Below are 15,846 nucleotides of genomic sequence, written 5' to 3' on the forward strand. Positions count from 1 at the left end.
GCCGCAGTGCTGTTGCCAAAAGAGATGAGCTGTGATGAAAACATTAAAAAACTGGCAGTTAATAAATGAGTTCCCTGACCATTTGGAATTACTGGTCGATGACCGTCATATTTTTTGTCTGTATGTGTTAGAGCAAAACCTCTGCCGCGTACTGATTAAACGCAATGGCGAACTGGCACTCAATCGCACCTGGAGCATTGCGCCGCAAGGGGATGTGCCGTGGTCAGGGCGTGACCGATTGAGTCTGGCGGGCTTCTCCGTGCCGGGCTATCAGTTGCAGCAGCATAAGCAACAGCTGGTAGTGACCACCGAGTGCCTAAGGGTCACTATTCATCAGCCTTTGCATCTGGAGTGGGAGTACAAAAATTCGCAGGATCAATGGCAGCCACTGGCCGCCGATCGGCCCACCAGCGCTTATCTGCTCAGCCCGCAAGGCGAAGCGATTGCTCACTATCAGCGCCGCTATCCCAATGAGCAATATTATGGGCTGGGTGAAAAAGCCGGTGACCTTAACCGCGCAGGTCGTCGCTTTGAGATGCGCAATTTAGATGCCATGGGTTATAACGCCGCCAGTACTGATCCGCTCTATAAGCACATTCCCTTTACCATCACCCGCCGTGATGACGTCAGTTTTGGCCTGTTTTATGACAATCTCAGCAGTTGCTGGCTGGATTTGGGTAACGAAATCGATAACTACCATCTGGCCTATCGCCGCTATCAGGCTGAAGCCGGTGACCTGGATTACTACCTGTTCCTCGGCCCGAAAGTGCTGGATGTCACCAAAGCCTTTGTCCGCCTGACCGGTAAGACCCAGTTTGGCCCGAAATGGAGCCTCGGCTACAGTGGCTCCACCATGCACTACACCGACGCCCCGGATGCGCAGGTGCAATTGCAAAAGTTTATTGCGCTGTGTCAGCAACATGATATTCCCTGCGACTCTTTCCAGCTCTCATCTGGCTATACCTCCATCAAAAACAAGCGCTATGTCTTTAACTGGAATAACGACAAAGTGCCGCAGCCCAAGGTAATGAGTCAAACTTTCCTGCAAGCTGGCATCAAGCTGGCAGCTAATATCAAACCTTGCTTGTTGCAGGATCATCCAAAATATCAGCAAGTTGCTGAACGTGGGCTGTTTATCCGTGATGGCGAAACCGGGTTACCTGAGCGCTCATCATTTTGGGATGACGAAGGTTCTCACCTCGATTTCACCAACCCCGCGACTGTGGATTGGTGGCAGGAGAATGTGACCAAACAGCTGTTGGAGGTGGGGATTGGTTCGACCTGGAATGATAATAACGAATATGAAGTGTGGGATGGGGAGGCGCAATGCCATGGATTTGGTGAATCAATTGCCATCAAGCACATCAGGCCAGTAATGCCTCTACTGATGATGCGCGCCTCAATGGAGGCTCAACAAACATTTGCACCAGATATGCGCCCGTATCTGATATCACGATCTGGCTGCGCCGGGATGCAGCGCTATGCCCAGACCTGGAGCGGCGACAACCGCACCAGTTGGCAGACTCTGCGCTATAACATCCGTATGGGGCTGGGCATGAGTCTGTCAGGGTTGTACAACCTGGGCCACGATGTCGGCGGCTTCTCTGGCGATAAACCGGAAGCAGAGTTATTTATTCGCTGGGTACAAAACGGAGTGATGCATCCGCGCTTTACCATTCACTCATGGAATGACGACAACACGGTAAATGAGCCTTGGATGTACCCCGCAGCGACTCCGATGATTCGGGATGCCATGGCCTTACGTTATCAATTATTGCCCTATTTCTATACGCTGCAATGGCAGGCCTCCCATGATGATGAACCTATGTTGCGCCCAACATTCCTCGATCATGAGCACGATAGCGGCACGTTCAAGGAGAATGACGACTTTATGCTGGGCCGTGATCTGCTGGTTGCCAGTGTTGTAGAGCCGGGTCAGCGCCAACGCCAGATCTATCTGCCGGATAATCAGGTCGGCTGGTACTGTTTCCACTCCGGGCAGTGGTACAGCGGCGGGCAGACAATCACTTTAGATGCACCACTGGAACGTTTACCGCTCCTGGTGCGAGCCGGTGCCGCGCTGCCATTATCACGGCGCATCGCCTTTGTGAATGCCAAACTGGACTCTCAACGCGAGCTGGCGCTCTTTCCCACCAAAGGGGCGGGGCAATCCAGTGGCCTGTTGTTTGAAGATGACGGCGAAAGTCACCGCTGGCAGCAAGGCCACGCGCTATGGCTAAGCTGGCTGGTGACGACTGATAATCACCATATCAATATCACCTTCAGCCGCACTGGGAGCTATCAACCCGCATGGCATGAATTGACCGTGAATCTGCCAATGGATGAGCGGCGCGAGTTAGTGATCAACGGCGTTACAGGCCATACTTTTCAGTTAAATCAGCTGAAATAGTGCAGTGAAATGCATTTACTCAGCGGGTTCCTTGCCAGAACCCGCTTTTTTTTCACTTAACTTTTTTTTTACTTAAATAGTCATACCTGACTAGCGCAACAGTTTTAGTGCGCCAGTCAATGAGCGCACCCATTTTTCCGGCCCGACCAGCCCCAGGCCATCTAACTGCTCATTGGTAAGTGAACGTAGCGGAAAGGTTGCCTCATAATCCTCAAAGCTGTGCATCGAACGGGCAAATGCCGGGAAAGGCACAATCGCCCGCTCATGAGTTGCCACCAATGCTTTCAGCAGCACCTCTCTCATCTGTGAAGCATTCGCCTGTAGAATGGGTACTGGCAATTTTGAACTCACATCAATCTCTTTGCCCTCTGAGTCGGACAACACTGCCCCTGCTAGTTGTGGAAATCTTGCCGCCAAACCAATCCCCACCGCACTGGTGGTATTGGCGATTAAGCCAACCGGAAGTTCAGGGTTAACAATAATTGCGATCCGCATCTGTTCTGCCACATCAGTACCTTTTTACCGATAAGTCTGTGCAAAAGATCATATCTCTCCTCTGCCGGTAAGTGCTTTCTTTTATCACTCTGATTCAGCTAATATTGGTAATCTATACCCAAATTGAATAATAATTAGGTGAGATATGCCATCATCATTAATAACAGCGGCAGATATAAAAATATTAAAGCAATTACAGCATGCAGGCCGCATGACCAACCAAGAGCTGGCCGATAAAGTGGGTATGGCAACCTCCCCGTGCTGGCGACGGGTGAAACAACTGGAAGAGAGTGGTGTCATTACTGGTTATCAGGCCAATATTGATCGGCGAAAAATTGGCTTGGGGATTTTGGCCTTTATTCGGGTAAAAATTGATAGTCACAGTGAAGAGGAAGCCAGGCTGTTTGAAATGCAGGTAGGGGCGCTAAAACCGGTGATTGCTTGCTATGCTGTCGCGGGGGATGCGGATTTCTTACTGCAAGTGGTGGCGGAAGACCTCGACAGTTTCTCCACCTTTGCGATGTCGGTTATTCGCCGGCTATCGGGGATTAAAGAGATGCAAACCACCTTCGTGCTGCGCGAAGTCAAACCGCTAGATCACTTGCCACTGACGTAAATTTGCGCAGAGTTGTTGCCCCCCTCTACGCCGCCAGTACCCGGTTTCGCCCTGATGCTTTTGCGCGGTAGAGGGCCTCATCCATACGTTTGAACAAGCTATCGGTATCTTCGCCGCTCTGATGTTGCGCGACGCCGATGCTAACTGTGAGTTGCGGCAGATTAGGCTGACATATCATCTGAATAGTTTCCCTAATAGATTCAGCCAGTTGTAATGCTCCCTCCAGATGGGTTAAGGGCAGGAGGATCGTAAACTCCTCGCCTCCCCAACGAAAAACGCTATCACTTTCACGAATGATGGACTCTAAGGTTCTTGCCAACAAAATCAGAACTTCGTCCCCCTTATTATGCCCAAGTTGATCATTAATAGATTTGAAATGGTCTACATCCAATAAAATCAAGCTGAAGCAGTGACCGTAACGTTGGCTCTGGGCATGAGCATGTTCGACTAAGGGGAAGAACTGACGCCGATTGCCTAAATCTGTCAGTGGGTCGCGCAGAGCAGCATGTTCCAGCGCCTGCTCCAGCCGTTTCTGTTCGGTGATATCATGGATAATGCATAGCATCAATCGTACGCCATCCAACTCAACCGGGCCGGCATAGGTTTGAACGTGACGGGTATTACCATCCGCTAATTTATGAATAAAATTTAGCGGCTTATGACCCCCCGGTAATCTAGCGACCTCATTCATGACCGGCAACACATCCCTTCCCATGGTATTGATTTCCCAGGTGTGCTTCATGCACATCTCATCCCGCGAATAGCCATAGAAACGGGTTGCAGCCTGATTAGCATCAACAATTTGCCCCTCTCTCAAGGGATCAATAAGCAGCATCGGGGCGGTATTGGTATTGAATAATTGCTCATAAAAGCCCTGTTCATCTCGGCGATAGGGTTTTGAGCATAACTGCCCCATATTGGGTTGGGTGAGTACGTTTTCGGCGATATACAACCCTTCAAAAACAATAACATCGCCATAAGGCTCTATCTGTGTGAGGGAGAGCCGGCAACTTAGGGGAAAGATATTTCCTGCGCTCTGGATAGTCCAAATCTCGACAATCTGATCGTCGCCAGCTAACGCCGGGAGGTAGGCATCCAACTGTTGCTGCGCATGTGCTGAAAACCGGCCATTACGCATTAACGGTAGTTGGCAGTCACCTGCAATCTTTCGGGCTTCCTTATTAGCAAACAGCAACTCTTGATTTTTGGGCATGACAACCCAAACCGGCGTACTCAAAATATTTAATGCATCTAAGTAAGCTATCAACATAGGAATACCGATAGAGATTTGGCATAGGAACAGAATACAGTTAATTACCACAGATTCACTACATTTTGATTTCTGTTCTTTGCAGCAGAGTCTCTCCGGCACCGGCCATAATCTGCACTCCTCCCTACTTAATCTCTTTCAGTTAACCCGCAAACTCCTCTGCCTCCTCAACTTTACTTTCAACATGATCCATTAAGGTTGTAGGGTGCCGGTGGCGTGATAGGTGATAACACAAATAGTGCCTTCACTTAATGCAACACAAGCCGCTGAACGGTATCGCCAATCTGATCCTGAACAGCGCTACCATGCGCCCACAGAACATGCGCCCACATAATGACCTCGCTTTTGGTTAATCCCATCCTGTGAACATCCGTCAAAAGAGAGGGGATATTCAACGATGACTTTACCCCCTGACGGAAGAATTGAAATAACTTGCTGTTATAAAAGAAAATATCCTCATTTAACTCGCCAGACTATTTGTTCATTATAACATCAAGTTCTACTGGGGACTTATAGCTGGTTTGTATTGTGTCGCAGCCCATGTTAAAAATACATGAATTGAATGAATGTGTTTCTAATATTAATAATGACCTCAAATTTGTATTTTCTCCTTTATATAACCTGCGGGGAGAGATATTTATACTCGGAATGATTCCGGTTACTTACTCATTCATTTTCCTTTGCTGCAATGTAGCGCTGAACTGTCTGATCGACTCAGAGCAAAATTCGCGCCCTAAGCAGATAGAGGCATTGCAGTACCATGCCGCTATGTAAATGAAGGCTAAAGAGAATAATGTTGCCGGGCTGGTTAGTATTTTCGATTAATTTTGTGCACCAGCTATATTCCACACCCTAATCTTATATCAGAAGATAACAGGGGGAGTACGCAGTGCTTTTTACATAAGGCACGAAAGTGAATACGTGCTACTTATCGTGTGATAATAAATGTTTATTGAGAAAATGAAGTCTGTTCGGATAAGGGGATATATTACCCTGGCTTGTCGATCGCCTTATTTAAGTTTGGCGGCGCTTAATCAGAATCTGGGAAAGATTATTATTGGCTTACCGATGATACTGCTTATCATCTATCTGTTTATGTTCAGTCATCCGCGTTATCTCAGTGAATCTACTGTGGCGATCAAAAGCTCAAATGACCTCAGTGGCGGCAGTCTGAATGTTGGCTTGCTGTTGGGGGCCGCCAATCCTGGCTCGTCGCAGGATGCGATGTATCTGAAAGAATATATAAACTCGCCTGACATGCTGGCTGTGCTGGACAAACAGTTAGATTTCCATTCTGCGTTCGGCCATAGCGGCTGGGATTTTTTCTATCATCTGTCTGACCGCGCCACCCGTGAGCAACTCCTTAATTACTACCGCGACCGTATTTCAGTCACATATGACGATAAAACGGGGCTACTGACTATCGGTACACAGGGATTCACGCCTGCATTCGCTAAGTTGTTTAACGAAGCGATACTGAAGGAATCAGAACGTTTCATCAACGAGATCTCACACAAAATTGCACGCGAACAGCAGGATTTTGCTGAAAACGAAATGCTCAAGGCCCGCACCCGTCTTAGTGCCAGCAAAGGCCAACTACTGGCTTATCAGAACCAGCACAATACCCTCGATCCCGAAGCCCAGGCGCTGGCCGCCACCTCGCTGGTGAATACCCTGGTAGGGCAGAAAATTCAGATGGAAACTGAGCTGCGTAACCTGCTGACCTATCTCCGTGAAGATGCTCCGCAAGTCATCAGCGCAAAGAATGCGCTCAAATCGCTCTCCAGCCAGATTGAGGATGAAAAAAGCAAAATCACCGCCCCCGACGGCCACAAGCTAAACCGCATGGCGGTGGATTTTGAAGAGATCAAAGCCAGGGTGCTGTTCGACACCGATATCTACAAATTGACCCTGACATCGATTGAGAAAACCCGTGTTGAGGCGGCACGAAAACTGAAAATGTTGTCAGTTATCAGTTCGCCGCAGCTACCGGAGGAGGCTAAATTCCCCAATCGCCTGTATCTGCTCATCAGCTGGTTACTGGTGTGTTGCTTACTCTTTGGCACCGTCAAGTTATTGCTGGCGGTGATTGACGATCATAAAGACTGACGCTGTTTTAATGCAATATCCGGCTTGTCGGAATGACACCGCAGGCAGTCACTCAGAGCATGTTATGAAATTATTGAAATCTGTTCTTCTGATTATGGCCATCCAGGCAACATCAGTTCAGGCCGTCGATCTGAATGCTGACCCGAATATGACGGGGGCGGCACCTTTGCCGTCAATGATCTCGGGTCAAAAGCAGCAAGCCTATAACGACGGCCAGTTTTACGACCCGCCACCGGCTGTGATGCCGGCAGTGATGAGCCGCATGTTTGGCGCACAGCTCTTTACCTCGGTCTCTGCTGCGGACAGTGGTTCCAGTATTGGTTTCAATCCGAACTATGTTGTCAGCTTGGGGGATCAGATCCAAGTGCGCTTGTGGGGGGCGTTCAATTTTGAAGGCGCACTGAGTGTAGACCCGAAAGGCAATATCTTCCTGCCGAATGTCGGCCCGCTGAAGGTGGCCGGCATCCCGAATAGCCAGATTAATAGCGTGGTGACCGCCAAGGTCAAACAGGTCTATCAATCCAACGTGAACGTCTACGCCTCTTTATTACAGGCCCAGCCGGTCAAGGTATTTGTCACCGGTTATGTCAATAACCCCGGTTTGTATGGCGGTGTCGCTTCGGACTCCCTGCTCTCTTACCTCAGCAAAGCGGGTGGGGTCGATACCCAGAGCGGCAGTTATGTGGATATCAGCATCAAACGCGGTAAAAACGTGCGCTCGCAGGTCAATCTGTATGATTTTTTACTCAATGGCAATCTGGGGTTATCACAATTTTCTGATGGCGATACCATCGTGGTCGGGCCGCGTCAGCACACCTTTAGTGTGGAGGGCGAAGTGTTCAATAGCTATGATTTTGAGTTCCGCAATAGCACCATCCCGGTGACCGAAGCACTGAGCTGGGCGCGCCCTAAGCCGGGTGCGACACACATGACCATTATCCGCCAGCAGGGCACGATAAAGCGCAGTGAATACTATCCGCTCAGCTCTGCGCCGGGCCGCTCATTGCAGGATGGCGACAGACTTATCATCAGTACTGATCGGTATTCCGGCACCATTCAGGTACGAATTGAAGGCGCGCACTCCGGCGAACATGCCATGGTGTTGCCTTATGGCGCGACGATGCGCCAGGTGTTGGCCAAAATTCGCCCCAACAGCATGTCACAAATGGATGCCATTCAGTTGCACCGCCGCTCGGTAGCGCTGCGCCAAAAAGAGATGCTGGATCTGTCGCTGCAAAAACTCGAGGAGGCCTCTTTATCTGCCCAATCCTCCACCTCAGAAGAGGCCCGCCTGCGGATGCAGGAGGCACAGCTTATCAGCCGCTTCGTTTCCAAGGCCCGCAATGTGGTGCCGAAGGGCGAAGTGGTGCTTAACGACAGCAATCTTGATCAGGTGATTCTGGAAGATGGTGACGTCATTAAGATCCCAGAGAAAACTTCGCTGGTCATGATCCACGGTGAAGTGCTGTTCCCAAATGCGGTGAGCTGGCAGAAAGGGCTTAGCCCGGATGACTACATCACCAAGGTTGGCGGCTACACGCAAAAAGCCAGCAACACCAAGGTCATTCTGATTAAGCAAAATGGTGAAGCGCTGAATGCTGACGATGTCAAAACACTGCAACCGGGCGACGAACTGATGGTGCTGCCGAAGTTTGAATCGAAGAATATCGAAGTCACACGTGGCATTTCGACCATTCTTTACCAACTGGCGGTTGCGGCTAAAGTGGTGTTAACACTCTGATGATAGGCATTTTCTCGGCAGGCATCTGCCGCATTGAGCATCTGGAAAACTTTCTGGCGCAGCCTTGCTGCAAACTTTCATCGCTGCGCTCCATTCCGCCAGAGGTTCACTCGGTGGCGGTGTGGGGCCATCGCCCGACGGGGGAGAAAGCCGTCTCGCTGGCGCACGCCGCGGGTCTGCCGATTATTCGTCTCGAAGATGGTTTTATCCGTTCACTGGGGTTGGGCGTGATGGGTTGTCCGCCGCTGTCGATGGTGGTGGATACCCAGGGGATCTATTACGACGCCAGTCGGGCCAGTTCGCTGGAAACACTGATTATTGATCGCGCCGGTAATCAGCCCTTTTATGCCGATGCGCAGAGTGCCATGCAGCTGATAGTCGCGGCGGATCTATCGAAATATAACCTGGCACCGCCATTTTGTGGCGAGCCGCCGCAAGGCGATGCAGTGCTGGTGGTGGACCAGACCTTCGGTGATATGGCGGTGAAGTACGGCAATGCGGATGCGGCTGATTTTAAAGCGATGCTGCATGCCGCGTTGGATGAAAACCCGCAGGCAGAGATCTGGCTGAAGATTCATCCGGATGTGTTACAGGGCAAGAAAGCGGGCTACTTCACGGCCATCCCGCACGATCCGCGCATCAAGTTGCTCGCAGAAAATGTCAGCCCACAGTCGCTATTGCGCCATGTCAGCCGCGTCTATGTGGTGACCTCACAATATGGTTTTGAGGCGCTACTGGCAGGGAAGAGCGTCACGGTATTTGGCCAGCCCTGGTATGCCGGTTGGGGATTGACCGACGATCGCCATCCACAGGCCAGTGCTTTATCGGCGCGGCGCGGGCAGGCAACTTTGCAGGATCTCTTTAGCGCAGCTTATTTTCGCTATAGCCGCTATATCGACCCCTGTAGTGGGCAACCCGCCACACTGTTTGATGTGATTAATGGCCTGTTGATGCAAAAAAATCATCAATACCAGCGGCAGGGACAGCTATGGGCGCCGGGGTTAACACTCTGGAAACGCAGCATTTTTCTGCTGTTCTTAAAAACATCACTGAACCGTGTCTCTTTCAGAGAAGGTAAAACCGCGAACACCGCTTGTGTGGTGTGGGGGAGTAAAGGTGAACAGCGCTGGCAAGAGAAGGCGTTGTCGCAACACCTGCCAGTATGGCGGATGGAAGATGGCTTTTTACGTTCATCGGGGCTGGGTTCCGACCTGAACCTACCGCTGTCATTGGTGCTGGACAAAAGTGGCATTTACTACGATGCCACCCGGCCAAGTGACCTGGAGACCTTACTCAACCGCAGTCAGTTAACTGCACTACAGTCTGCGCGGGCAGCAGAATTCCGCCAACGACTGGTGAGCAGCAAAGTCAGTAAATACAACATTGGCGGCACATTCCGTCTGCCGCTGACCGCGCAGGGGAAACGTATTCTTCTGGTGCCCGGTCAGGTGGAGGATGATGCCTCAATACTGACTGGCACTGTCACGATTCGGACTAACAGCGAGCTGCTGAAAACTGTCCGCCAGCGTAACCCCGATGCTTTCATCATTTATAAGCCGCACCCGGATGTGTTGGTCGGCAACCGACAAGGCGATATTCCTGCCGCCGATGTGGCGCGCTGGGCGGATCTTCAGGCGCTGGACGCCGATATCATTCAGTGTATCCAGGTGGCCGATGAGTTGCATACCCTGACGTCACTCTCAGGTTTTGAAGCCCTGCTGCACGGCAAGCAGGTGTTCTGTTACGGCCTGCCATTTTACGCCGGATGGGGGCTGACACAGGATGAACATCGTTCGCCCCGCCGAAACCGTATTTTGATGTTGGATGACCTGGTTTATCAGGCGTTAATCGCTTACCCGACCTATGTTGACCCGCAACGGCGCGAAGCCATCACCGCTGAACGGGCGTTAGACATTCTGGCCGCTCAACCCCGCGCCAGGATGCAATTGAGTAAAAAGAGGGCGGGCAGGATTATCCGCTATTACCGAAAGTTGATCATGTTAGCCAAAGTCACAATGAATCTATAAATCAGTCTGTTAAATCCTAATGGTGACCAGTTTATGCTTACAAATAGCCGCGCACTAACCAAACTTCTCGCTGGGAAAAAATACCTGCTGCTACAAGGCCCGATGGGGCCTTTCTTCAGTGATATCGCCGGGTGGCTTGAATCCATGGGCTGCGAAGCGGTAAACGTGGTATTCAACGGCGGCGACAAGTTTTATTGTCGTAAGCGCGACTATTTGCTGTTTAAGCAGACGCCAAAAGAGTTTCCCGTCTGGCTAAAAGAGACCTGGCAAACCTACCACTTCGACACTATTTTGTGCTTTGGCGATTGTCGGCCACTGCATCAGGCGGCGAAGCTGTGGGCGCAAGCCAAAGGCGTGCGTTTTCTGGCGTTTGAGGAGGGCTATCTCCGGCCCCATTTTATTACGCTGGAAGAGGGGGGCGTAAACGCCTTCTCTTCATTGCCGCGTCATCCAGATTTCTACCGTAAGTTGCCCGATGCAACTCCCCCGGTGGCAAAAAAATTGGCATCATGTTTTCGTCTGCGCGTGCGCCATGCCATGACTTATTACCTGGCCGGCTGGTTTTATCGCCACGAATTTGCGCAATATCGACACCATAAATCCTTCTCCCCCCTCTATGAAGCGCGCTGCTGGGCGCGTGCTGCAGTGAGAAAACAAGGGTATCGATTCCTGCAACGAAAAGTGTTGCCCCAACTGCAGGGCGAGCTGGATCAGCGCTACCATCTGGCCATTTTGCAGGTCTACAACGACAGCCAAATCCGCAATCACAGCCCCTATAATGACGTGCGCGACTACATTAATGAAGTCATGTATTCATTTTCAAAGAAGGCGGCCAGTGACCAGTATCTGGTGATCAAACATCACCCCATGGACCGAGGACACCGCTTATATGGGCCATTAATCCGCAAACTGTGCAAACAGTACAACATTAGTGGCCGGGTTAAATACGTGCATGACCTGCCGATGCCGGATCTGCTGAACCACGCCAAAAAGGTGATCACCATCAACAGCACAGCGGGTATTTCAGCGCTGATCCATAACAAACCGCTGAAGGTGATGGGCCGTGCGATGTATGACATAAAAGGGTTGACGTTTCAGGGGCATCTCAACCAATTCTGGCAATCTGACTTCAAACCGGATATGAAGCTATTCAAGAAATTCCGTCTCTATATGCTGAAAAACACCCAGATTAATGCTGTTTACTATGGTGATAATCAGATTGAGCCCATACCGACGGAAAAAAAAGAGCCTCGTTCCGAGTATTTCAAAAAAATAGCTTAGTGAGTGTGGAGGATTTAAAAGAGCGGGAATGACGCAGTATTCGGAATGTTGGAATTACTACCACACTGGGAAATATGTTTCCCGCTCATTTTATTTAATTAATTAGGCCTTGAAAGTGCCAACATCATTTGAGATTGATGAAGTCTTGACCAACTGTCCTGTGGCGCATTATCAGGATAATAATGAAGTATTGACGACCAGCAGTGAACAGCTTCATCCCATTTGCAACAAAGTTGGGTAATTTCGGCTCTGAGAATCAATTCATCAATACTCTCAGGAAAAGTATTTTTAGAAATTTTCAATAAAGTCATTGCCTCTTCTATCATTCCCAGCATTCTATAAGAGTATGCCAACCGATAGTTTGCAATATCATATTCATTTAGCAGTTGTAACCAGATCTTTGCAGAAGCATCCCATCTCCTCATTGAGTAGCAATTTTCACCAGCCTCAAATAAAAGTTCTTTATTATCAAAATATTCAATCGGTAGCTTATTAAGAATAGCTTCCGCTTCTAGATATCTCTCTTGTGAACGTAGCCCTTTGAGATAAATAATAATTAGCTCTTTAGATAAAGAGAGTAACTCGACATTTCTATTAAATATTTGTTGAACAACTTCATCCAACTTATTTTCTGAAAAAGATATTTTTGCATTTTCATAATTCAAAATGCTTTTGTCGATTAGTTGTATTGATGCCAGATCAAGGTTTTCTCTTGCGACTTCATAATGCCCTAACTCCCTATTACAACGAGCCAACATAATACCAGCTTGTAATCTTGAGAATTCACAATTGATTAAGTCAACAGAATCACCATCTAATAGCATAATAGTATTTAACCAATCAGAATGACATATATAATACCAAGCCTTGCTAAGTAGCAAATATTTTTCGTCACTACTAGAGAAGTATTTTTTATAAATATACTCGAATCTGGTTGAGTCTGAAAGCTCTGCTGTGCATTGAAGGATAGCAATCGTGTCCTCACCACTATGGTCAGTTAGCATTTCCCAACATGCCACAGCGGCTTCCCATTGTTGAAGTTTCATCTGAATGATCGCGAATTCACGAATCACTGGTTTTGGCCAGACTAACTTGTTATTCCCATAATTTTCATTAATAGATTCTAAAGCTAATCTGATTTTCCCAAGGTTGTTCAATGAGATAATATTTTGAATTGTCGCTTCATATTTATGATGCTCATTGCCATACTTGGAGACTAGTGCCCAGCGTGAAATCGCAAGAAGCCAATCTTTACTATTACTGGCGTGAGTAGCATATTCAAATAATATATCCGCATCTACAAAATCAATTGGTAATGGAAGGTCAAGTGCTTCAATAGCGCTAACAACGCGTTTACAGTTATTGCCATCACGGTGTTGAAAAGTATTATCTATCCGCTTTTTAATTTTCTCTGATGGCTTGGCTGAATTCTTAAGCACGACATTTAATTCTGAGAAAAACGCCTGCTCATTAGTGACTACTGCGCCAAAACCATCCTTGCGATAGTCGTAATACCCTTTGGTATAAGTATGATCTCCCTGAAAGAAGGTATCTTCATCAAATTGATAATAAATTACTGATTTAGATTGCACTGCCATATCAAAAGCAACAGATGAGTAATCTGTAACTAATAGTGAAGCATCGTTGAATAAATCTTGTATATTTCTGTTATCTTGGCTTCCTATTTTTATAAAATCGGGGGTTTTAAACTCATCTAGATAAGGTAAAATATTTACGTGTGGAAAAAAAACAACGTCATAACCATATTTCGTACAAATCCGACGCAGCTCTGGTGAATGAAGTAGGCTGTACCAATGTTTAGCATAGCTAGAATCCATAAACAAAGGGTTGAGATCTCTTTCAGTACCCTCTTTATTCGCCGCCCCAATAATAGAGGATCGCCAAGTTGGCATTATCAATATATTTTTATTGTTATTAGGTTTGGTGGATTTTAATAAGCTATCGTGCCTCGGCAGTCCTGTCAGAACCACCTCTTTCTTGCCAAATTTATAATGTGAGTCATCAGAAACAATAGAATCAAATTCAGGTTTTGATGCAGTAATAAAGCAATCAATATTGTCTTTCTGATTTAGCCATCCAGAAAGGTCATCCTTAATTACACCGTGTTGTAAGAAAACAAAATGTCGGCCTGACAACATCTTTGGCCCCAGTAAATTAGTCACAAAGTGATCTGCATGAGAGCTAATTAATTTTGAACAACTTCCCACTGCAATTTTATGTTCTTCACTGCCAAATTCAAGTAAGTTAAAATTGTCGTGAATAAGGCGAAGCCAGTCACATGAGCTTTTTCTTAGCACATAGAATATCTCAATTTCAGGATGATTAGCTCGGATATAACGATATAAATGTTCAGCATTATCGTCAGCATGTGTATCGCGGTCCATCAATATCCATGCATTTCTATACTTCTCTGATACATTATATTTAGGTGTGACGTCTTCAAAATACTTAATAATAGCCGCGCCGTGCACCCCATTTTTTTCTTGTTTTCCAGCAAGTGATATTCTGGCGGATTTTCCACAAATATTAATTTTTATAACTGATTTTCGGTCAAATTTAACCCATAACCGTCTTTCATTGACGAAATTTTTAGATAAGAATTTATGAGTAATATTTTTAATAAAAACAGGAATGGTATCTACATCATTGACAGTTATGTGCTCAAGTTCTTGTTTGCCAGTAAAGTAACGTAATTGAACCAGCCCTTTCATCTTATCATATGACTCTACATATACTATCTGGAATGTAGGTTCACTCTGTTTAAAGCATGAAAGCATCCCAACCTTATGGTAGAACCAACATCCTGCAAGTCCGAACTGCATAATGATTTTATTATCAATCATTGAAAAAATATCGTGTATATTTTTCTCGAATGAAACTACTTTTTCCCTCTCTAAAAAAGAGAGTTTAGATTCATGGTTTATAAGTCGCCTTAGGTACCAAAAAACATGATATAGAATCTGAGTTTGTAGGGATTCAGGGATAGGTCTACCCGACTGTTGGTAACGTTGCATAGATTCAATACAGCCTTTTTGCAGTACAATACCGTACAGCCCTGGATTTTCCCATGCATTATCTAAAGTTGATGTGCCGTCACTTCTTTTTCGATAATAGTACTTCGCATTCTTTAAATATGCAGCATTACCTGAATTTAACGGAAAAATATATTTTGTTATGAAATGTGCATCTTCATAGTTAGGTTTTATCTCCACATCAAATGATATGTCATGACTTTTTATATTGGACAACTTAAATAGAGTAGAACTGGCATGAAGTTGAATTTGCTGTCCTAAATCATTTATTGGGACTATTGTTTCTTGTTTCGAAAACTTATATCTTAGCGGATGTGTATCTTTATATATATTCATGGCATCAAAATAAAATATAAGGTTACAACAAACTAGACTTAAATTTTTGTCACTGTTGTTCTTAATGAATAAATCTATTGATGAAAAATATTCATTATCAATAAAATCATCAGGATCAATAAAAGTTACCCATTCTGTATTAGCATGTTCTAAACCTAGGTTCCTTGCAGAGGCTTGCCCACCATTTTCTTTATAAAGATAAGTTATATTTAATGGATACTTTTTCTGCCAGTACTTTATTGTATTTCCTGAACCATCGGTTGAACCATCATCAACCAAGATTATGTGAATGTTATTTTTGAAATCTATATGTTGATTGACAATGCTTTTAATAAACTCATCTAAATATCTATCAACATTATATACTGCTGAAATTATTGTATATTGATAAGTGCCTTTATATTTCCTTATCCTTAACTTTTTTATTCTTCTTTCTTGTTTTGTTAACATATCTAAAAAAAACAGATTAGGATTGCGAATTAATTTCTTTAATTTTCTAGTGAGCATT

9 protein-coding genes are annotated in these 15,846 nt (G+C 46.5%); 6 read left to right on the forward strand and 3 right to left on the reverse strand.

Annotated elements, in window-relative coordinates; translation table 11 throughout:
- The first annotated feature begins 34 nt into the window (after positions 1–34).
- Positions 35–2,410 carry a glycoside hydrolase family 31 protein gene (locus HRK25_RS02005; protein WP_032897263.1) on the forward strand — a complete coding sequence of 792 codons (2,376 nt, stop codon included), beginning with the start codon at positions 35–37 and terminating at the stop codon, positions 2,408–2,410.
- 90 nt (positions 2,411–2,500) lie between these two features.
- Here the strand turns inward: HRK25_RS02005 and HRK25_RS02010 are convergent, their stop codons facing one another.
- A complete protein-coding gene (locus tag HRK25_RS02010; protein WP_032897313.1) occupies positions 2,501–2,905 on the reverse strand; it encodes a DUF2000 domain-containing protein in 405 nt (134 codons plus the stop codon).
- Positions 2,906–3,050: 145 nt separating this feature from the next.
- On the opposite strand from HRK25_RS02010, the gene HRK25_RS02015 reads away from it, so the two are divergent.
- Entirely contained in the window at positions 3,051–3,521 is a 471-nt protein-coding gene (locus tag HRK25_RS02015; protein WP_005272826.1) for an Lrp/AsnC family transcriptional regulator, read from the forward strand.
- 25 nt (positions 3,522–3,546) lie between these two features.
- On the opposite strand, the gene HRK25_RS02020 is transcribed toward HRK25_RS02015, so the two are convergent.
- Positions 3,547–4,791 (reverse strand): sensor domain-containing diguanylate cyclase, encoded by a 1,245-nt coding sequence (locus tag HRK25_RS02020; protein ID WP_032897261.1) that lies wholly within the window; start codon positions 4,789–4,791, stop codon positions 3,547–3,549.
- Between the two features lie 945 nt (positions 4,792–5,736).
- On the opposite strand from HRK25_RS02020, the gene HRK25_RS02025 reads away from it, so the two are divergent.
- The 4 genes from HRK25_RS02025 to HRK25_RS02040 all read left to right on the forward strand — a co-directional run bounded on the left by HRK25_RS02025 (position 5,737) and on the right by HRK25_RS02040 (position 11,949).
- Positions 5,737–6,900 (forward strand): hypothetical protein, encoded by a 1,164-nt coding sequence (locus HRK25_RS02025; protein ID WP_005272823.1) that lies wholly within the window; start codon positions 5,737–5,739, stop codon positions 6,898–6,900.
- 64 nt (positions 6,901–6,964) lie between these two features.
- Entirely contained in the window at positions 6,965–8,641 is a 1,677-nt protein-coding gene (locus tag HRK25_RS02030; protein WP_032897259.1) for a polysaccharide biosynthesis/export family protein, read from the forward strand.
- Positions 8,641–10,668 carry a capsular polysaccharide biosynthesis protein gene (locus HRK25_RS02035; protein ID WP_005272822.1) on the forward strand — a complete coding sequence of 676 codons (2,028 nt, stop codon included), beginning with the start codon at positions 8,641–8,643 and terminating at the stop codon, positions 10,666–10,668. The genes HRK25_RS02030 and HRK25_RS02035 overlap by 1 nt, the downstream gene beginning before the upstream one ends.
- Before the next feature lie 33 nt (positions 10,669–10,701).
- Positions 10,702–11,949, forward strand: coding sequence for a capsule biosynthesis protein (locus HRK25_RS02040; RefSeq protein WP_005272821.1), 1,248 nt, complete (start codon positions 10,702–10,704; stop codon positions 11,947–11,949).
- Positions 11,950–12,047: 98 nt separating this feature from the next.
- On the opposite strand, the gene HRK25_RS02045 is transcribed toward HRK25_RS02040, so the two are convergent.
- Positions 12,048–15,845 (reverse strand): CDP-glycerol glycerophosphotransferase family protein, encoded by a 3,798-nt coding sequence (locus HRK25_RS02045; RefSeq protein WP_005272819.1) that lies wholly within the window; start codon positions 15,843–15,845, stop codon positions 12,048–12,050.
- Position 15,846: the final 1 nt, after the last annotated feature.

This window comes from Yersinia bercovieri ATCC 43970 (assembly GCF_013282745.1).
GTDB lineage: Bacteria > Pseudomonadota > Gammaproteobacteria > Enterobacterales > Enterobacteriaceae > Yersinia > Yersinia bercovieri.

Bases quoted from the DNA above. Each gene is read 5' to 3' on its own strand.
- HRK25_RS02005 (WP_032897263.1), top strand. From the start codon at position 35: ATGAAAACATTAAAAAACTGGCAGTTAATAAATGAGTTCCCTGACCAT.
- HRK25_RS02010 (WP_032897313.1), bottom strand. From the start codon at position 2,905: ATGCGGATCGCAATTATTGTTAACCCTGAACTTCCGGTTGGCTTAATC.
- HRK25_RS02015 (WP_005272826.1), top strand. From the start codon at position 3,051: ATGCCATCATCATTAATAACAGCGGCAGATATAAAAATATTAAAGCAA.
- HRK25_RS02020 (WP_032897261.1), bottom strand. From the start codon at position 4,791: ATGTTGATAGCTTACTTAGATGCATTAAATATTTTGAGTACGCCGGTT.
- HRK25_RS02025 (WP_005272823.1), top strand. From the start codon at position 5,737: ATGTTTATTGAGAAAATGAAGTCTGTTCGGATAAGGGGATATATTACC.
- HRK25_RS02030 (WP_032897259.1), top strand. From the start codon at position 6,965: ATGAAATTATTGAAATCTGTTCTTCTGATTATGGCCATCCAGGCAACA.
- HRK25_RS02035 (WP_005272822.1), top strand. From the start codon at position 8,641: ATGATAGGCATTTTCTCGGCAGGCATCTGCCGCATTGAGCATCTGGAA.
- HRK25_RS02040 (WP_005272821.1), top strand. From the start codon at position 10,702: ATGCTTACAAATAGCCGCGCACTAACCAAACTTCTCGCTGGGAAAAAA.
- HRK25_RS02045 (WP_005272819.1), bottom strand. From the start codon at position 15,845: ATGCTCACTAGAAAATTAAAGAAATTAATTCGCAATCCTAATCTGTTT.